Source organism: Pseudomonas sp. EL_65y_Pfl1_R83, assembly GCF_963970695.1.
In the GTDB taxonomy this organism is placed as follows: Bacteria; Pseudomonadota; Gammaproteobacteria; order Pseudomonadales; family Pseudomonadaceae; genus Aquipseudomonas; species Aquipseudomonas tritici.
Genome location: NZ_CAXAQI010000024.1, coordinates 40,017 through 55,265 on the forward strand (window position 1 = coordinate 40,017; position 15,249 = coordinate 55,265).

A 15,249-nucleotide genomic window follows, 5' to 3' on the forward strand; every position below is an offset into this window, starting at 1 on the left:
ACAAGGGGATTGTCTTGAACGATCTTGCTCAGGCGAGCCTTACCGACACCTGCTCCACCGAATCGCGCGCTTCGCGCAGTTCGTGGGCGTCCTGGTTAAGCCGGTGAATGGTGTTGAGCAAACGCTGGCGCAACACTTCATCGCCGAGCTTTTCGACGGCACGCATCAGGTCGAAGGCCGCGGTTTCGTTATTTTCCGCGACGGAATCCAGGGTCTTGCGCAGGTTGCGAGTGGCACGGGTCACGCGGGTTATTCCTTCATCAGCAATGGGCAGGCACTTTAGGACATTCATGTTTCATTTTAATTTCAAACACTTGTGGCGGTTTTCAAGGCATTTGATCCATATCAATTGAAACAGCGTTTGACCGACATATATGGAAATACGTATATTCGAATAACCCCATATACCAAGACCTGGGCCATGCCAGACACCCTCTCCCCACCCACCTTGTTCAAATGCCTGGCCGATGCCACCCGGGCACGCCTGACGTTATTGATCCTGCGTGAAGGCGAACTTTGCGTGTGCGAACTGATCCATGCCTTGGACGACAGCCAGCCAAAAATCTCCCGCCACCTGGCGCAATTGCGCAGTGGCGGGTTGCTGCTGGACCGTCGCCAAGGCCAATGGATCTACTACCGCATCAACCCGGCATTACCCGATTGGGTGACTGACGTGCTGCACACCACCCTGCAAGCCAACCAGCCCTGGTTGCACAACGACGCACAGCGTCTGAATGCAATGGGCGACAGACCACAACGGACCAACACCTGCTGCTGAATCCTCGGAGCGTTCATTCATGCTTGTCGCACTTGCGATTTTTATCTTCACCATCGTATTGGTCATCTGGCAACCCAAGGGCCTGGGCGTCGGCTGGAGCGCAACCCTGGGCGCCATTCTGGCCCTGGCCTCTGGCGTGGTCAGCCTGGCGGATATCCCGGTGGTGTGGCACATCATCTGGAATGCCACAGGGACCTTTGTCGCACTGATCATCATCAGCCTGCTGCTCGACGAAGCCGGGTTCTTTGCCTGGGCGGCCCTGCATGTAGCGCGCTGGGGGCGTGGGCGCGGCCGGCGTTTATTTGCCTATATGGTGTTGCTCGGCGCATTGGTCTCGGCGCTGTTTGCCAATGACGGCGCGGCGCTCATCCTCACGCCGATCGTGATGTCGATGCTGTTGGCCCTGCGCTTTTCCCCGGCGGCGACCCTGGCCTTTGTCATGGGCGCAGGGTTTATCGCCGACACGGCCAGCTTGCCACTGGTGGTCTCGAACCTGGTGAATATCGTCTCGGCGGATTACTTCAAGATCGGCTTCAACGAATACGCCGCGGTGATGGTGCCGGTGAACTTCGTCAGCGTCGCGGCGACGCTGGCGGTGCTGCTGTGGTTCTTTCGCCGCGACATTCCGCAGACCTACGACCCGGCCGACCTTGAAGACCCCGCCAGTGCTGTCCACGACCGCGCCACCTTCCGCGCCGGCTGGTGGGTGTTGGGCATCCTGTTGGTCGGTTGCTTTGCCCTGGAGCCGCTGGGCATTCCCATCAGCGCGATTTCCGCCGTCTGCGCCGTGCTTTTACTGGTCATCGCCGCCAAGGGCCACACGATCTCCACGCGCAAAGTGCTGAAGGAAGCGCCGTGGCAAATCGTGATCTTTTCCTTGGGAATGTACCTGGTGGTCTACGGCATGCGAAACGCCGGCCTCACCACCTACCTGGCGACCTGGCTCGATACGTTCGCCACTTACGGCGTGTGGGGCGCGGCGATGGGCACGGGAGTGCTGACGGCGCTGCTGTCCTCGGCGATGAACAACTTGCCGACGGTGTTGATCGGGGCGCTGTCCATCGAATCCAGCCATGCCGTGGGCGTGGTCAAGGACGCAATGATCTACGCCAACGTGATCGGCAGCGACCTGGGCCCTAAAATCACCCCGATTGGCAGCCTGGCCACCTTGCTGTGGCTGCACATCCTGGCGCGCAAGGGCATCACCATCACCTGGGGCTACTACTTCAAGGTCGGGATCGTACTCACGCTGCCGGTGCTGTTGATCACGCTCGCCGCCCTCGCCTTGCGCCTGAGCCTTTGAAGGAGATACCCCAATGAAAGTCCTGTTCATGTGTACCGCCAATAGCTGCCGCAGCATTTTGTCCGAAGCTGTGTTCAACCACTTGGCGCCGCAAGGTTTTGCGGCGATCAGTTCCGGCAGCTTTCCCAAGGGCGAGGTCCTGCCGCGCAGCCTCAGTACACTGCAGGCGGCGGGTATCAGCACTGAAGGGCTGTACAGCAAAGGCAATGACGCTTTCGAAGGCAGCCCGCCAGACGTGGTCATCACCGTGTGCGACAAGGCTGCCGGTGAAGCGTGCCCGCTGTATTTCGGGCCGGCAGTGAAGGCGCATTGGGGGTTGGAAGATCCATCTGATGTAAAGGGCAACGACGCAGACATCCAGGCGGCCTTCAACACAACCCTGGACATTATCGCCAAACGCTGCAGGGCGTTTTTCGCCGTGCCTTTTGATTGCCTTAGCCCTGCTGAAATCAAAGCGGAGTTCGACCGTATTGCGCTGATGTGAGCATCGCTTAGCGATGTGGATTCGCCTGCCGGTGCCAGCGTATGCTTTCGCACTTTCCTGAAAGGACGCGGGCATGCTGACGATCTTTTTCTACGCACTGATATTCGGTTTCGTGTTTTGCCTCTCTCCCGGCGCCGTGCTGGCGGAGACCCTGCGCCGTGGTTTGCTCCATGGCTTCACGCCGGCCCTTCTGGTGCAGTTTGGCTCGCTGGTGGGCGACGCGGTGTGGGCGGTGATCGGCCTGACCGGGATCGCCCTGCTGATCCAGCATGACGCAGTGCGCGTGCCACTGACGGTAGTCTGTGCGTTGTACCTCGCCTGGCTGGGTGTGCGCAGCCTGATCGATGCCTGGACGCTGCCTGAATCAGACGACGCACCCGCCAGCACTCGGCAAAATGCGCTGGCGGTCGGCGCAGCGATCTCCCTGGCCAACCCGAAAAATATCGTTTACTGGGGCGCGCTGGGCAGCGCGTTGTCAGGCATCGTCGGCGCCACGCCCAGCCATGGGCAAACCTTGATGTTTTTCGCCGGGTTCATGCTGGCTTCGGTGTTGTCATGCTTTCTGATTGCAGCGCTGGTCAACGTGCTGCGCAAGAACGCATCACCGTTGGGGCAGCGCATCAGTTATGGCAATTGCGGTGTGGTATTGATCTATCTGGCAATTCTGGCCGCGCAAGGGATATGACGTTATAGCAACGTGTTATCGGTGTGGGTGGCCTTATCGAGGGCCTACTCTCGCAAACCTGGAGGTCAGCGTCCAATCAGGCCTTGGCCTGTTGTTTCAAGTGCAGCTGCAATTGCGGATCGATTTGCAGTTGACCTGCCAAGTCGTCCAGATAATTGCGTTCGGCGTCCTGCTGATCGTCCACCAGCATCACACTGGCCAGGTAAACCTCCGCCGCCACTGCCGGGTCGCTGGCGAACTCGGCGAAATCCGCAGCGTCCAGGGGCTTGGCGACTTCAGCGTCGAGCCACGCTTGCAGTTGCGAATCGTCGGTATGCCGGCCCAGTTCAATGGAAATCAGTTGCTGCTCTTTTTCATCGATGTGGCCATCAGCTTTCGCGGCGGCGATCAACGCACACAAAACGGCATGGCTGTGGGCTTCGGCTGCGGGACCGTCAAGCTGGTCGACCGTCTGGAAGGCTTGCTGCGGAGCACTGCCTTGCTGGCGTTGCCAGGCTTGGTAGGCCTGGAACGCCGCCATGCCCAAGGAAGCCAGCGCCGCGTAGTTCATCCCGCCAGCACGTCCCTGGGCTGGACGCGCGCCAGCGGCACCGCCCAAGAGGCCGCCAAGCCCACCCAACAAGCCACCCAGACCAGCACCGGCCCAGGCATTGCCGGTGCTAGTACCTTTCAATAAGCCGCCGAGCAGTCCGCCCAAACCGCCACCCGAGGAGGCACTGGCCCCTTGCCCGGCGCGCAGCAGTTGTTCCAGTAAGTCGCTGGTGTTCATGATCTCACCCTCCCAGGGCGCAGCGTTGGCGTCTAACAACCATAGCCCGGCCCTGCCGGTACACCATGACCGCCGGGCGGGCACGGCCTATCATGGCGTCACCGTGCCTCTGAGAGAAAACCCAAGTGAACCGGATTGAGCATGTCGTGCTGATGGCCCGCTACAACCAGTGGATGAACCGCAAGCTCTACGAAGCGGCCGGCACGCTGTCGGACGCGGAGTTGCTCATGGACCGCAAGGCGTTTTTCGGCTCGATTCTCGGCACGTTGAACCACCTGGTATTAGGCGACACCGTCTGGCTCAAGCGCTTTGCCCTGCATCCTGCTGGCTATGCGGCACTGGCTCCGCTGAACGCGGTCGCCACACCTGTTGATTTGACGCAGTTGGCCTTTGCCAACGTCCGAGAACTGGCCGCCCGCCGAGCCTGGCTGGATCAACTCATCCTCGACTGGGCGCAGACCGTAGAGGCGCCCGACCTGGATCAGCGCCTGCATTACCGCAACATGCGCGGTGTGGCCGCCGATAAAAACTGCTTTAGCCTGCTAGTGCACTTTTTCAATCACCAGACCCACCACCGGGGCCAGGCAACCACCTTGCTGAGCCAGGCGGGGCTGGACGTGGGCACTACGGATTTGCTGGCGTTAATCGACTGAACTCGGCGTACGCCTGCATCAAGCGCGGGAACGCCGCGGGCTCGGGCAACTGCGCAAAGCGTTCAACGGCCGGGGTGGAGGCCCAAGGCAATTTCTCGCGGGTCCAGGTCTCCATGAAGGGTACATAACTGCTGGCATTGTCCAGCAACGCCGCGCGCACGTTGACGAACTCATCAATGCCATGAGGGCGGGTGAACAGCCAGCTCATGCAATGCGGGCAAAAGTAGTGGCGGTCCACCCCCTGCAGGCCGCCGATCACAGGGCAGCCCTGGGTGATCGTAAAACCGCTGGCCGGAATCAATGCGCTCAGGGAGAAGGCGCTGGAAGACATCTTCTGGCAACCGGTGCAGTGGCAGGCCATGGTGATCACTGGGGCTGCACTCACGCTGAAGCGCACACGGTCACAACGGCAGCCGCCTTCGTACGGCAGGGTGTCGACGCTCATCATTGCTTCCTTTTATTGATGGGTAGCGTGGCAGATTAGCGTCCGGGCGCAGAGTTGAACAGGCCAGCCCCAAAACCGAACGCTGCATCGTCACTGGGGTCGTAAACCTTAGGTGTCGGGATTTTTGCTGCACCCGCCCTCCCCGCGTGCATTGGGAGTCTACCGATGCGCGTACCCCGAGAAGGAGACGCTTACATGGTCATTCACTTCAAGGTCGCAGGTCATTTAGCCTGTGGCCACCACGGCACCAACCTCCCTTCCAGCGTCGAGCTGAACCGAGTCAAGTGCCGTACCTGCCGCAACACCGAAGCCTACAAGGAAGCGCGCCGCACCCAGCGCAATGCTGCCCGCCGCGCCAATCGTAACGCCAAGACCCGCACCGTGATCGACTGGCGCAGCGCGTGGACGCAACGCCTCACCGACCAGCCCGGTTTGCAGCGCTTGCCACGGGGCTTCAGCGGTCAGCCCTTCGTGTAAGCCACACAAACAAAAGCCCCGGCAAAACCGGGGCGCTTGGGTGTTAGTCGATCATCACTGTGCGCCACTGTTTCGTAGGTGTGTCGTTCTGGGGCTTCGGTGGTTCTGGATATGTCACTGATCTGACCAAGGCCCAGGTGGTCACCAAGGACGGTGCTTGTGATCACCGCGACACCGACATTCCGTGGCCAAAGGCCTACATCGATGCCCAGGCCCGACGCCTTGTTTAGCGTGACGACGTAAATATCAAAGACGCCCTGCGCGGCACAGGTATCAAGCTGGCCAAGCCGAAGGGGCCAAAAATGATGGTGTTCAATTGCGTTGGCTACCTCCGATTCATCAGCGGCGCGCAGCGCTGTCGGGAAGACTGCCGGACAACGCACCTTAAGGAGCGTTACCGTGCGGGCCTAATGCTGCCTTGCTGAGCGAATTGTTCAAACTCGGCGAGCATCATAACCGCCGTGAACTGCAGCTCCCCGTACTGAGCGGCTATCTCGTCAGTCTGGAACGGCCAGTAGTTCTTGTAGAAGTCTTCCGCCGCAGCCTCAGCTTCGTCCTTTGCAAGTTGAAGCTCATGAAGGCCTGCTTCGTAGTTGTCATCACGCATATCCGCGCCACGAAATCGTGATTGATGACAACGTGGCGCACCAACTCTACAGCCACGGCCAGCGCCAAGCATTACGGCTCGACGCCGAAGAAGTATAACCAACCCTACTCACTGAATCAGGTAACCGGGGGGTAGCGTCTGCGCTGGACTGCGGGAAAGATGAAGTCGCGACATGATCTGGTTGATCATAAATCGATGGATAAGCGAGCGGCGACCATCTAATCGTTCTGATTACTGGGCGCTAGCGCTAGGAACCCATAAAGTGCATGACGTCGCAGCTTGGGCAATGAGCCAATCGTGATCTCGCTTTGCGAATGGCCGAGGCATTCCGGAAGATATCCGAAGCGCAAAGTTATAGGAGCCACTGACTTCGTTTGCGGTGGGTGTTGCTTCTTTCAATTTCGTGTTGGTTTTGAGTCCTTCCACAGCCCCATGTAGAGCAAGCGTCTGCTTGAAGGTGTCTGCGCTTGCCTCCAAGATCTGTACCGCGATAAAGGCCGCATTCGAGCAGCGATCCATCTTTTCCCACTGTTTCATCTGGGCTTCATCACCGAGCGCCACTGCTGAGGTGAGCAACATCAATGAGCCAATCAAAAAACGCATTGCTTTGATCCTTCAAATAAATTTCCGCACTAATACCCCAACACACGCCAAATTGCCACCGGGCGTAGCAGCCTGGCGATCACTTGGACGAAACGTGCTCATCCACTCGCTCACCGGTGCCCGTGTCGACAATGATCATGTCCCACCAAGTGTTAGCAGGGAGTGTTGTGAGCTTGTACGTGCGGCCAGCCACAAGAATAACTTCACGGAAATTTCGATCCAGAGAAATGGAGGTGCCTACCCAACGCCTGAGTTCCAGTCGATGTCTACCGGCAGTGAGTCGATATTCTGTTTGGGTAGCGAGCGCGAAATTGGTTTTCCTGCCATCAACTGTGGCGATGAACAGTGACTTGTCGGTTAGATTGATGCGGGCAACGTCAGAATCCGGCAAACCCTCCGCTGCCTTTTCGGTATCTCAAGCCGGATGACCTGGACATCGGTGAAGCGCTCGACGACGGGACGCTGGTATATGCCGCCGACGGGCTGACCCCGTAGGAGCAGGACCAGCCAACCTGGAATCCAAGCATCCACATGCCGCGCTGGGCCTGCCGCATCCTGCTGGAGATCACCGACGTGCGCATCGAGCGGTTGTAGGACATCAGCGAAGAACAGGCCAGGGCCGAGGGATGCTTCCACGGCGGCCGGGGTATCCGTGAAGCAACCGAGAGCGAATACCCTGCCAGCAAACACCAGCAGCGCCCAGGGTGGATGTGGGAAAAGACGAACAGCCATGAGCAATGCCTCGACTCGGCCCGCTACGCTCTCGGCAATCTGCGGAACTCGGTCGGCGGCAACTGGAGCGCCAACCCGTGGTGCTGGGTCGTGGAATTTAAGCGGGTGATGCCATGATCGCCACCCTCTGGTTCGCCTACGTATTCATTTACAAGGGGCCAAGGCCGTGGCTGTAAATTCCAGCAAGCGCGAAGCCTCCGTCACTTTCTTGGAAATAGCCATCTCAGAGCGACCGAAAGAGCCGCTGCTATGAAGGAAGCAGCAATTTTCGAAGATGAATGAATCACATTGAGAAAATCACCAAAGGTCGCCGTCTCCGGATCAGCGTCAAAGAGAAATAATACGATGAAGCCAACATAGCAACCTAGAGCACACCCCAAAAAAGCCTTCATTTCAGCGCGCGCAAAAGCCATGGAGCGTTGAGTTAACAAAATACCGCTGTGGGCGGCGCTTCTTAGCGACTCGTTGAAACTCATAGCCTGGTTCCTTGCATTGATTGCTGGCTGATCAATAGTAAATCAACGCAAATAAAACCCCAATCCCCCTACATGCCTGCCGGTGAGCGGCGGGCGAGGAGTTCCTGTGCTCAAACAAATCGGAAAACTCATCACTGAACCGCTCCGCAAGGGCGAGAAGAGCTGGCCACTGCGCTGGCGTATGGGGATGCGGCTGAACCACATCCATAACGACCTGCACTCCCATCACACAAAGCTCTGGAACGTCATCGTGATGTCCGCCAGAGCCCTGATCTGCAAGCCATTCGGCCATCGCTGGACCAGGTTCGAAGCCGTGAAGTACGGCGACTTTGGAAGCTCCCGGATCTGCAAGCATCGCGCATCAGTCACGGGCAACACCGTGGCGTCGACACCTACCACGAAACCCATCGACAGGGCGGCTTGAAAAAGATCGCCAAACCCTAATCCACCTTCTGCCGCCCAGCGCGGCAAGGACACCACATGTTCGCAATCAAACTCACCCTGATCCTGCTGGACGCTTTGCTGTACCTGGTCGGCAGCGGATGTTAGTTCTTTTGGATCACCCCCCCGCCTTCTGGCGGAAGGCGAAACGGCCGACATCCTCTACGCCTTCGCCGGCACCTGCGGATGGATGCTGATCACGTTCAGCCTGGTTATTCACATTATCAAGACAGCGCGGCTCACTACGGGCGCACGGAGCGATCCATGAGCGGGGTTCAATTCCTATCGCATGAAGAGGTTTGCGAGCTGACCGGCGCTCGGACAAAGGCTGGCCAGATCCTGAACCTCAAAAGGAACGGCATCAGGCACACCATCAAAATGAACGGGTGGCAATGTTGCGTAGGAGATTTGATATCGCGCGGGAAGCTGCTGGGGTGGCTAAGCCGGAGTTTCAAATGCGTGATCTGCGCGCCAAAGCCGGTACGGACAAGGCCGAGTCAAGCGGCGATATCATGCAGGCCAAAGATCAACTTGGGCATACGACTGTCGTGATGACCGAGCAGTAAATCCGCAACCGCAAAGGCAAGAAAGTGTCACCAACAAAGTGAATTGCGGACCAGTTGTTTTATTGCGGACCGGAAACAAACAAGGGCTTGCATCAGCTTTCGCCCGCAAACCCTTGATTTTAGATGGTGCCCGAACCCGGAATCGAACCGGGACGCCCTTACGAGCGGGGGATTTTAAGTCCCATGCGTCTACCAGTTTCGCCATTCGGGCGGCAGCGCGTGTTGCAGGGTTGGGAATATATAGATCCAGTCGCGTCGACGCAAGGTCGCAAGGCAGCTTTCTTGCACCACGACACGGGCGAAAAAGCTCGTTAGATCAGTGATCTAGATGAGGATAACGAAGGAAAAACTGAGATTTCCGTGCCTCGATGCGTCGCCCACTGTGCAATCTTCACGCCCTCGCAACGAAATGCAAGCAACGCAGAATGGACTCACGCAGGGATCGCAATCGCCACAGCCTTCTGCCCTCCCAGAGCAACAAGGATGTAATGGCTGATGAATAACGCCCCTGCCTGGGTGAAAATACTCTCCAGATGTGTGACACCCGATAAGACCGGAGAAGGCCTGGCTGATTTGCTCTTCTCTGGCGTATTGGCCGCTGTGGGTAGTGGCTTGTGGATACTTGGCAGGTACATCCGCACTTCGAAGTTGAGGCCGCCGTCGAAGCCTTCCTCCACTGAGGTTTCATAGCGCTCAACGCACACATAACAATCCCGACGCAAACGGCGGGATTGTTGTGCTGAGAGGCCGCTCAGTTGTCGGGATGCTCGCTCGCTACCGAATCGGCAGCATCCACGTCAGACATATCTTCTTCAAGAGGTGCCTCGTCGTCCGGCGGCAGCGGGATATTGTCCTCATCACGCTTCGGGTCGTACCCTGCTTCATTATCTGTTCCGCGGGTTACGTCCTGCTGTGAAATGTTCCCGGGGGCATTTTTGTCGATTTCCATGTTGGCTCTCCGTTCTAGGCTCGGAACATCCGCGCGTCAACATAAGAGTGGGCCGGTCACGGCGAGTGCCAAGGCTTGGACGAACGGTGACGTCGGGTTCCTCGATAATGAATCGCTCCAGCTACCGACACGCACTGTTTTTGCTCATCACTTGTGCGGCCAGGTGCTTCAGGCACTCCCACCTATGTCGTCACCCGACACGGATTCAAATAGCATCCCTACGGCACCGACCGTCTCAAGCCGGCACTTGACCTCTTCACTGACCACTATCTCGCCCGAATATTTTTTCACTCTGAAAATGTGCTGACCACCGATTAATACTTCACACGTATTCTCCAAGAGCCCTTTTTATTAACCGAGCGCAGCTTAAAAGGACCACCTCGCTAAGACAGCGTGACTCAAAAACCTGTTCCGACGGGCGCAGATATGCTCAGATGGCTCTACGCTCCCAACGCATCATCTTATGCGTCGACGTCCCCCACTCACCGTGTGGTGAGTCATTGGCGTTGAACACCAGCCGCTCCCCTATTTGGAGACTCACCATGAACCCACACGCCACCGCCCTTGTCTTGATCGAATTCCAGAACGATTTCACCACCCCTGGTGGCGTGTTCCATGACGCAGTCAAAGAGGTGATGCACCAGTCAGACATGCTGGCCAACACCGCAACCACCGTGCAGCAAGCGCGCAAGCTGGGCGTGAAGATCATCCACCTGCCGATCCAGTTCGCCGAGGGCTATCCGGAACTGACAACACGCGATTACGGGATTCTCAAGGGTGTTGCCGACGGCAGCGCCTTTCGCACCGGCAGTTGGGGTGCAGAGATCACCGACGCCGTGACGCGTGAGCCCGGCGATATTCTCGTGGAAGGCAAGCGCGGACTGGATGGCTTTGCCACCACTGGCCTGGACCTTGTGCTACGCAACAATGGCATCCAGAACCTGGTGGTGGCGGGGTTTCTAACTAATTGCTGTGTCGAAGGCACGGTTCGATCCGGTTATGAGAAGGGCTACAACGTAGTGACCTTGACCGACTGCACGGCGACGTTCACCGATGAGCAACAAAAGGCCGCTGAAAACTTCACGTTGCCGATGTTTTCGCAGGCATTGCGGCATACCGCATTTCTCGGGGCGTTGAGCGCCAAATAAGCAAAAAGGGGGCGACTGATTGATCAGTCGCCCCCTTTGCTTAACGCTCGGCATGCACCGCCATTCCAACTTACCCGTTTAACGTCAGCCCCCGATAAGCCGGCACTGGCAGCTTGTACCTCTGCGGTTGTTGCCGGGCGAGTTGTGCCTGCAGGTGTGCGACGGCATCCAGCACGCGTTGCGCCCATTGCTCGTCTTCCGGGTCCACGACCACGACGCGGAACCCGTGATCGACACCTTCAAGCTGAACGCCCTCGGAATCATCGACATGCAAGTCGATGTCGAACGCCGACGGCAATTTTGACGGGGTATTCAACAGTCCGCGCTCGGTGAGAGCCTGGTTGTGCCGCACGCTGTTGACCACGCCGTCGATGTGGATGCCATACAGCAACAACCAGCGGCGTATGTAGGACGGGGTGCGCCCGGATGAGGTGTAGACCCAGACGCTGCAGCCTTGGCGACGCAGTTCCCGGGTCAGTGCGCGGGTTCCGCTGCGCAGCGGCTCGCCCAGCCAACGGTGTACACACGCCGGCAAACGGCTGTGTTCGGTCGCGCTGTGGTGAAGCTGGCAAGCCAGCGTGTCATCGATATCGAACGAGATACGGATGCGCTGGCGCTTGAACACACGCTTGATTGTGTCGAGCACTGGATACGTTCCCATTAATGGCCCCCCTGATGGACGGGCGCTGGTGTGTCGCTCAGGAAAAACTCCATTGGATCAGGGGCATTATCTTCCAGGAACGCTGCATACTTTTTCTTGATCTTGGGCAACTCATACAGCGCCATGACGCCATGCTTGGCGGAGTTGCGTATAACCGAGGACGGGTTGAAGTAGCCCTCGGCGTTGTCCAGTGTCAATACGAAGGGCGGCAACCCCTCGCGCATCAGCAGGTAGCTGACGATCAGTGACCCACTGCGGTGATTGCCTTCAATGAACAACTGCGGCTTGCTGAGTACTCGCACGTAGACACCCGCTGCGCGCTTCCACACCGATTCACTGTGGTGCTTGCAGTACCAGTTATACAAGTCCTTGATGCCGCCCTCGACATTGTTGAAAAAATGCACTTCGGTAGCCAGCAGGTGCTGCGCGTATTCCTGCCGGCGTAGCGGGTCTTTGCCACAGAGCACGGTGGCATTGATCTCCAGCATCAGGTTCAGTTGCTGAAGGTCGAACAGGTCGACACCCCGCGCCACATAGTCGTCAATCAGGGCATAGCCATCAAGCACATTCTGCAGCACTTCGTCTGTCAGCGGGTCGCGTGGCTCGGTAAAGTCCTGGCTGAGCTGGGCAAAACGGCTCTGTACCTTACGCAGTGCGCGTTCGATCGCGGGCAAATCAAGACGACGTGTTGCAGTCATTGGCAATCCTGAAAAACGGTGCATGGGTCAGCTGAACTTGCCGCTGATGTAATCCCCGGTCATTTGTTCGCGCGGATTCTCGAAAATCTGCGCGGTGGGGCCCATTTCCACCAGATAGCCGGTGCGGGTGCCCTGGGAGATGTCCACCGAAAAAAACGCGGTGGTATCTGCCACACGAATCGCCTGCTGCATGTTGTGCGTCACCAGGGCGATGGTGTAATCCTTCTTCAACTCAACCATCAGCTCCTCGACACGGCGAGTGGCAATCGGGTCAAGCGCCGAGCACGGCTCATCCAGCAACAATACTTCCGGCTCGGTGGCGATGGCGCGGGCGATACACAGGCGTTGCTGCTGGCCGCCGGAGAGCGACAGGCCGCTGACCTTGAGCTTGTCCTTGACCTCATCCCACAAGGCAGCGCCTTGCAGCGCGTGCTTGACGCGGTCGCCGATGTCGCCCTTGTAGCGGTTGAGGCGAAGGCCAAAGGCTACGTTGTCGAAAATGCTCATCGAGAACGGGTTCGGCTGTTGGAACACCATGCCGATGTAGCGGCGCACGACCACCGGGTCAACGCCCTTGCCATACACGTCCTGGCCCAGGAAATGCACGTGGCCTTCGAAGCGGAAGCCCTTAACCAGGTCGTTCATGCGGTTGAGGCTACGCAACACGGTTGATTTGCCACAGCCGGACGGGCCGATAAAGCCAGTGATCTTGTTTTTCTCGATCGGCACATGGCTATCACGCACCGCCATGAAGTTGCCGTAGAAAATCTTGTCCAGCTTGCAGTCCATGACCACAGGCGCCTGGGTGATAAACGGAGCGGCTATTTGCGCAGATGATACGTTCAAAATACAGGTGCTCCCGTTCTTAATACTTGGGCTTGCCGAAAATACGGCTCACGATATTCACGACCAGCACGATCATCACCAGCACCAACGAGGCCGCCCATGCGAGCTCAAGCTGGTTGTCGAAGGGCATGCCGGAGAAGTTGTAGATCAGCACGGCAAGGGAGGCCGTCGGGTTCATCACCGCCAGGCTGCCGTCGTGGTAGATCCAGTAGTTGCTGAACAGCGCAGTGAACAACAGCGGCGCGGTTTCGCCGGCGGCGCGGGCCACGGCGAGCATGACGCCGGTAAGGATCGCTGGCATGCCGGTGGGCAAGACGATTTTCCAGATCACCTGCGAACGGGTGCAGCCCATACCGTAGGCGGCATCCTTCATGATCTTGGGCACCATCCTCATCGACTCTTCAGCCGTCAATACCACGATTGGCAGCATCAGCACGGCCAGCGCAACGCCACCTGCCGGTGCCGAGTAAGTCCCGGTGGTCATCACCACCAGCGCGTAGGCAAACACACCCGCCAGGATCGAAGGCAAGCCGGTGAGCATTTTTGCGGCAAAGCGCGAGGCGTTCGCCAGCTTGCTGTCCGGGCCCAGTTCCGCCAGGAAAATCGCCGCCATGATGCCGACTGGCACCGCGATGGCGGCAGCGATACCAACCATGACGAACGTACCTGCCATCGCGTTGCCGAAGCCACCGCCGGTCTCGAACCCAGTCGGTGGCAGTTCAGTGAACACTTCCAGGCTCAGGCGAGCGCCGCCGCGGGTGATCAGCATGTAGAGCACGGAAATCAGCGGCACACTCGCCAGCAATGCGCCGATCCACACCGAGGTGGTCAACACCAGGCTGCGCAACGCACGACCTTCGAACCGGCGCTGCAGGCTCGGCATGGCGGTAATTGGAGAAGAAAGGTCAGTCATTGCTTAGTACCCCGCTGGGCGTAGAGCATGATCATCGAACCGATGATGTTCACCAGCAGCGTGATGAACATCAGCACCAGTGCGGCGTACATCAACACTTCGATCTCGTTCGGGCCGGCTTCGGGGAAGTTCAGCGCCAACAAGGCCGCCAGCGTATTGGCCGGTGCAAACAGAGAAAGGGAGATGTTGTTCGCGTTGCCGACCAGCATGGCCAGCGCCATGGTTTCACCCAATGCGCGGCCGAGGCCCAGTACCAGGGAACCAAAGATGCCGGTGGCGGCAGATGGCACCATCACCTTGAGAATCGCTTCCCAGTGGGTGGTGCCCATGCCGTAGGCGGCTTGCTTGGTTTTCATCGGCACAGCCGTGAGGGCGTCCTGGGAAACGGCGGCGATGGTCGGCAGAATCATGATGGCCAGTACCAGTGCTGCCGGTAACAGGCCCGGCCCGCTCAAGGAGGTGCCGAAAAAAGGAATCCAGCCGAGTTCGGTATTCAGCCACGCCGTCAGCGGGCGGATGGCCGGGATCACCACATAAATGCCCCAAAGGCCGTAAACGACGCTGGGGATCGCGGCGAGCAGTTCAACGATGGTGCGAAACACCGCCGCCAGCTTGGCCGGTAAAAAATCCTGGGTCAGGAAAATCGCCATGCTGACGCCGAAAAAACCTGCGATCAGCAACGCGATGAAGGCACTGTAAAGCGTGCCCCAAATAGCTGGCAGAATGCCGTATTTACCTTGATTTACGTCCCAGACACTGCCGAACAGCACATCAAAACCGTGCTTTTCCATGCCGGGAAGTGCCTTGCGCCCTACTTCGAAGACCAGCGCGAAAACCAGCGCCAGCACCAGCACTACGCCTATGCGTGCAAGCGCGCGGAAGGTGCGGTCAACCAGGAAGTCCTTCCTAGAAGGTGGCTGGCACGCAGAGTCCGGGTTAACCGGTACGACAAAAGGTGAGTTCATTGGCTAATTCCGGAACAAGAGGGGAACACGCCCGGCATGGCTGACAGCCC

The 15,249-nt window shown here is 58.4% G+C and carries 24 protein-coding genes, 1 tRNA gene and 3 pseudogenes; 11 read left to right on the plus strand and 17 right to left on the minus strand.

Annotated elements, in window-relative coordinates; translation table 11 throughout:
* Positions 1–28 precede the first annotated feature (28 nt).
* Positions 29–244 carry a hypothetical protein gene (locus AACY08_RS25725; RefSeq protein ID WP_025856028.1) on the minus strand — a complete coding sequence of 72 codons (216 nt, stop codon included), beginning with the start codon at positions 242–244 and terminating at the stop codon, positions 29–31.
* A gap of 177 nt (positions 245–421) precedes the next feature.
* On the opposite strand from AACY08_RS25725, the gene AACY08_RS25730 reads away from it, so the two are divergent.
* The 4 genes from AACY08_RS25730 to AACY08_RS25745 all read left to right on the plus strand — a co-directional run bounded on the left by AACY08_RS25730 (position 422) and on the right by AACY08_RS25745 (position 3,250).
* The gene (locus tag AACY08_RS25730; RefSeq protein WP_339471981.1) at positions 422–778 is read left to right on the plus strand and encodes a metalloregulator ArsR/SmtB family transcription factor; all 357 of its coding nucleotides are present in this window, start codon (positions 422–424) and stop codon (positions 776–778) included.
* A 19-nt stretch (positions 779–797) separates the two neighbouring features.
* Positions 798–2,081: an arsenic transporter gene (locus AACY08_RS25735; protein WP_339471982.1), complete on the plus strand. Its 1,284-nt coding sequence runs from the start codon at positions 798–800 to the stop codon at positions 2,079–2,081.
* A 13-nt stretch (positions 2,082–2,094) separates the two neighbouring features.
* Complete coding sequence (locus AACY08_RS25740; protein WP_339471983.1) at positions 2,095–2,565, plus strand: arsenate reductase ArsC; 471 nt, start codon at positions 2,095–2,097, stop codon at positions 2,563–2,565.
* 73 nt (positions 2,566–2,638) lie between these two features.
* A complete protein-coding gene (locus tag AACY08_RS25745; protein WP_339471984.1) occupies positions 2,639–3,250 on the plus strand; it encodes a LysE family transporter in 612 nt (203 codons plus the stop codon).
* 76 nt (positions 3,251–3,326) lie between these two features.
* Here AACY08_RS25745 and AACY08_RS25750 read toward each other — a convergent pair whose 3' ends face one another.
* Positions 3,327–4,019 (minus strand): tellurite resistance TerB family protein, encoded by a 693-nt coding sequence (locus tag AACY08_RS25750; RefSeq protein ID WP_339471985.1) that lies wholly within the window; start codon positions 4,017–4,019, stop codon positions 3,327–3,329.
* Positions 4,020–4,144: 125 nt separating this feature from the next.
* Here AACY08_RS25750 and AACY08_RS25755 point away from each other — a divergent pair, with 125 nt between their 5' ends.
* Positions 4,145–4,672 (plus strand): DinB family protein, encoded by a 528-nt coding sequence (locus AACY08_RS25755; protein WP_339471986.1) that lies wholly within the window; start codon positions 4,145–4,147, stop codon positions 4,670–4,672.
* Here AACY08_RS25755 and AACY08_RS25760 read toward each other — a convergent pair.
* Entirely contained in the window at positions 4,644–5,117 is a 474-nt protein-coding gene (locus AACY08_RS25760) for a GFA family protein (protein WP_339471987.1), read from the minus strand. The genes AACY08_RS25755 and AACY08_RS25760 overlap by 29 nt on opposite strands.
* A 195-nt stretch (positions 5,118–5,312) precedes the next feature.
* Here AACY08_RS25760 and AACY08_RS25765 point away from each other — a divergent pair, with 195 nt between their 5' ends.
* Positions 5,313–5,594, plus strand: coding sequence for a hypothetical protein (locus AACY08_RS25765; RefSeq protein ID WP_339471988.1), 282 nt, complete (start codon positions 5,313–5,315; stop codon positions 5,592–5,594).
* 59 nt (positions 5,595–5,653) lie between these two features.
* Entirely contained in the window at positions 5,654–5,824 is a 171-nt protein-coding gene (locus AACY08_RS25770) for a hypothetical protein (protein ID WP_339436383.1), read from the plus strand.
* Between the two features lie 164 nt (positions 5,825–5,988).
* Here AACY08_RS25770 and AACY08_RS25775 read toward each other — a convergent pair whose 3' ends face one another.
* The 3 genes from AACY08_RS25775 to AACY08_RS25785 form a co-directional block, all read right to left on the minus strand.
* Positions 5,989–6,201 carry a hypothetical protein gene (locus AACY08_RS25775; protein WP_339471989.1) on the minus strand — a complete coding sequence of 71 codons (213 nt, stop codon included), beginning with the start codon at positions 6,199–6,201 and terminating at the stop codon, positions 5,989–5,991.
* Between the two features lie 231 nt (positions 6,202–6,432).
* On the minus strand, positions 6,433–6,804 hold the full coding sequence (locus tag AACY08_RS25780) for a hypothetical protein (RefSeq protein ID WP_339471990.1): 372 nt from the start codon (positions 6,802–6,804) through the stop codon (positions 6,433–6,435).
* 79 nt (positions 6,805–6,883) lie between these two features.
* A complete protein-coding gene (locus AACY08_RS25785; protein ID WP_339439044.1) occupies positions 6,884–7,195 on the minus strand; it encodes a hypothetical protein in 312 nt (103 codons plus the stop codon).
* A 122-nt stretch (positions 7,196–7,317) separates the two neighbouring features.
* Between AACY08_RS25785 and AACY08_RS30690 the strand changes: the two are divergent.
* Positions 7,318–7,653: pseudogene (locus AACY08_RS30690) on the plus strand (hypothetical protein); the annotation flags it as partial.
* 83 nt (positions 7,654–7,736) lie between these two features.
* On the opposite strand, the gene AACY08_RS25790 reads toward AACY08_RS30690, so the two are convergent.
* Positions 7,737–8,012 (minus strand): hypothetical protein, encoded by a 276-nt coding sequence (locus tag AACY08_RS25790; RefSeq protein WP_339439046.1) that lies wholly within the window; start codon positions 8,010–8,012, stop codon positions 7,737–7,739.
* 225 nt (positions 8,013–8,237) lie between these two features.
* Positions 8,238–8,612: a hypothetical protein gene (locus AACY08_RS25795; RefSeq protein WP_339471991.1), complete on the minus strand. Its 375-nt coding sequence runs from the start codon at positions 8,610–8,612 to the stop codon at positions 8,238–8,240.
* Between the two features lie 105 nt (positions 8,613–8,717).
* Between AACY08_RS25795 and AACY08_RS30695 the strand changes: the two are divergent.
* Together AACY08_RS30695 and AACY08_RS25805 are read left to right on the plus strand one after the other, a co-directional pair.
* Positions 8,718–8,849, plus strand: a pseudogene (locus AACY08_RS30695) (DUF4224 domain-containing protein); the annotation flags it as partial.
* Positions 8,843–9,019, plus strand: a pseudogene (locus AACY08_RS25805) (integrase); the annotation flags it as partial. The pseudogenes AACY08_RS30695 and AACY08_RS25805, both read left to right, overlap by 7 nt.
* A gap of 124 nt (positions 9,020–9,143) precedes the next feature.
* On the opposite strand, the gene AACY08_RS25810 reads toward AACY08_RS25805, so the two are convergent.
* The 4 genes from AACY08_RS25810 to AACY08_RS30700 form a co-directional block, all read right to left on the minus strand.
* A tRNA-Leu gene (locus AACY08_RS25810) sits at positions 9,144–9,230 on the minus strand.
* 220 nt (positions 9,231–9,450) lie between these two features.
* A complete protein-coding gene (locus AACY08_RS25815; RefSeq protein ID WP_339471992.1) occupies positions 9,451–9,723 on the minus strand; it encodes a hypothetical protein in 273 nt (90 codons plus the stop codon).
* Between the two features lie 47 nt (positions 9,724–9,770).
* Positions 9,771–9,968 carry a hypothetical protein gene (locus tag AACY08_RS25820; protein ID WP_339439050.1) on the minus strand — a complete coding sequence of 66 codons (198 nt, stop codon included), beginning with the start codon at positions 9,966–9,968 and terminating at the stop codon, positions 9,771–9,773.
* 168 nt (positions 9,969–10,136) lie between these two features.
* Positions 10,137–10,307 (minus strand): imm11 family protein, encoded by a 171-nt coding sequence (locus AACY08_RS30700; RefSeq protein WP_445261433.1) that lies wholly within the window; start codon positions 10,305–10,307, stop codon positions 10,137–10,139.
* Between the two features lie 203 nt (positions 10,308–10,510).
* Between AACY08_RS30700 and AACY08_RS25825 the strand changes: the two genes are divergently transcribed.
* Complete coding sequence (locus AACY08_RS25825; protein ID WP_339436386.1) at positions 10,511–11,116, plus strand: cysteine hydrolase; 606 nt, start codon at positions 10,511–10,513, stop codon at positions 11,114–11,116.
* Positions 11,117–11,186: 70 nt separating this feature from the next.
* Here AACY08_RS25825 and AACY08_RS25830 read toward each other — a convergent pair whose 3' ends face one another.
* The 5 genes from AACY08_RS25830 to pstC all read right to left on the minus strand — a co-directional run bounded on the left by AACY08_RS25830 (position 11,187) and on the right by pstC (position 15,199).
* On the minus strand, positions 11,187–11,777 hold the full coding sequence (locus AACY08_RS25830) for a hypothetical protein (RefSeq protein WP_339471993.1): 591 nt from the start codon (positions 11,775–11,777) through the stop codon (positions 11,187–11,189).
* Entirely contained in the window at positions 11,777–12,475 is a 699-nt protein-coding gene (locus AACY08_RS25835; RefSeq protein ID WP_339471994.1) for a hypothetical protein, read from the minus strand. Before AACY08_RS25835 ends, AACY08_RS25830 begins: the two co-directional genes overlap by 1 nt.
* 27 nt (positions 12,476–12,502) lie before the next feature.
* Complete coding sequence (pstB, locus tag AACY08_RS25840) at positions 12,503–13,264, minus strand: phosphate ABC transporter ATP-binding protein PstB (protein WP_339416337.1); 762 nt, start codon at positions 13,262–13,264, stop codon at positions 12,503–12,505.
* A 76-nt stretch (positions 13,265–13,340) separates the two neighbouring features.
* Complete coding sequence (gene pstA / locus AACY08_RS25845) at positions 13,341–14,234, minus strand: phosphate ABC transporter permease PstA (protein WP_339471996.1); 894 nt, start codon at positions 14,232–14,234, stop codon at positions 13,341–13,343.
* A complete protein-coding gene (gene pstC, locus AACY08_RS25850) occupies positions 14,231–15,199 on the minus strand; it encodes a phosphate ABC transporter permease subunit PstC (RefSeq protein WP_339471997.1) in 969 nt (322 codons plus the stop codon). Before pstC ends, pstA begins: the two co-directional genes overlap by 4 nt.
* Positions 15,200–15,249: the final 50 nt, after the last annotated feature.

Excerpts from the sequence above, each read along its gene's own strand:
- AACY08_RS25730 (WP_339471981.1), top strand. The coding sequence starts at position 422 with ATGCCAGACACCCTCTCCCCACCCACCTTGTTCAAATGCCTGGCCGAT.
- AACY08_RS25735 (WP_339471982.1), top strand. The coding sequence starts at position 798 with ATGCTTGTCGCACTTGCGATTTTTATCTTCACCATCGTATTGGTCATC.
- AACY08_RS25740 (WP_339471983.1), top strand. The coding sequence starts at position 2,095 with ATGAAAGTCCTGTTCATGTGTACCGCCAATAGCTGCCGCAGCATTTTG.
- AACY08_RS25745 (WP_339471984.1), top strand. The coding sequence starts at position 2,639 with ATGCTGACGATCTTTTTCTACGCACTGATATTCGGTTTCGTGTTTTGC.
- AACY08_RS25750 (WP_339471985.1), bottom strand. The coding sequence starts at position 4,019 with ATGAACACCAGCGACTTACTGGAACAACTGCTGCGCGCCGGGCAAGGG.
- AACY08_RS25760 (WP_339471987.1), bottom strand. The coding sequence starts at position 5,117 with ATGAGCGTCGACACCCTGCCGTACGAAGGCGGCTGCCGTTGTGACCGT.
- AACY08_RS25765 (WP_339471988.1), top strand. The coding sequence starts at position 5,313 with ATGGTCATTCACTTCAAGGTCGCAGGTCATTTAGCCTGTGGCCACCAC.
- AACY08_RS25775 (WP_339471989.1), bottom strand. The coding sequence starts at position 6,201 with ATGCGTGATGACAACTACGAAGCAGGCCTTCATGAGCTTCAACTTGCA.
- AACY08_RS25780 (WP_339471990.1), bottom strand. The coding sequence starts at position 6,804 with ATGCGTTTTTTGATTGGCTCATTGATGTTGCTCACCTCAGCAGTGGCG.
- AACY08_RS25790 (WP_339439046.1), bottom strand. The coding sequence starts at position 8,012 with ATGAGTTTCAACGAGTCGCTAAGAAGCGCCGCCCACAGCGGTATTTTG.
- AACY08_RS25795 (WP_339471991.1), bottom strand. The coding sequence starts at position 8,612 with ATGTCGGCCGTTTCGCCTTCCGCCAGAAGGCGGGGGGGTGATCCAAAA.
- AACY08_RS25820 (WP_339439050.1), bottom strand. The coding sequence starts at position 9,968 with ATGGAAATCGACAAAAATGCCCCCGGGAACATTTCACAGCAGGACGTA.
- AACY08_RS25825 (WP_339436386.1), top strand. The coding sequence starts at position 10,511 with ATGAACCCACACGCCACCGCCCTTGTCTTGATCGAATTCCAGAACGAT.
- AACY08_RS25830 (WP_339471993.1), bottom strand. The coding sequence starts at position 11,777 with ATGGGAACGTATCCAGTGCTCGACACAATCAAGCGTGTGTTCAAGCGC.
- AACY08_RS25835 (WP_339471994.1), bottom strand. The coding sequence starts at position 12,475 with ATGACTGCAACACGTCGTCTTGATTTGCCCGCGATCGAACGCGCACTG.
- pstB (WP_339416337.1), bottom strand. The coding sequence starts at position 13,264 with ATGGACTGCAAGCTGGACAAGATTTTCTACGGCAACTTCATGGCGGTG.
- pstA (WP_339471996.1), bottom strand. The coding sequence starts at position 14,234 with ATGACTGACCTTTCTTCTCCAATTACCGCCATGCCGAGCCTGCAGCGC.
- pstC (WP_339471997.1), bottom strand. The coding sequence starts at position 15,199 with ATGAACTCACCTTTTGTCGTACCGGTTAACCCGGACTCTGCGTGCCAG.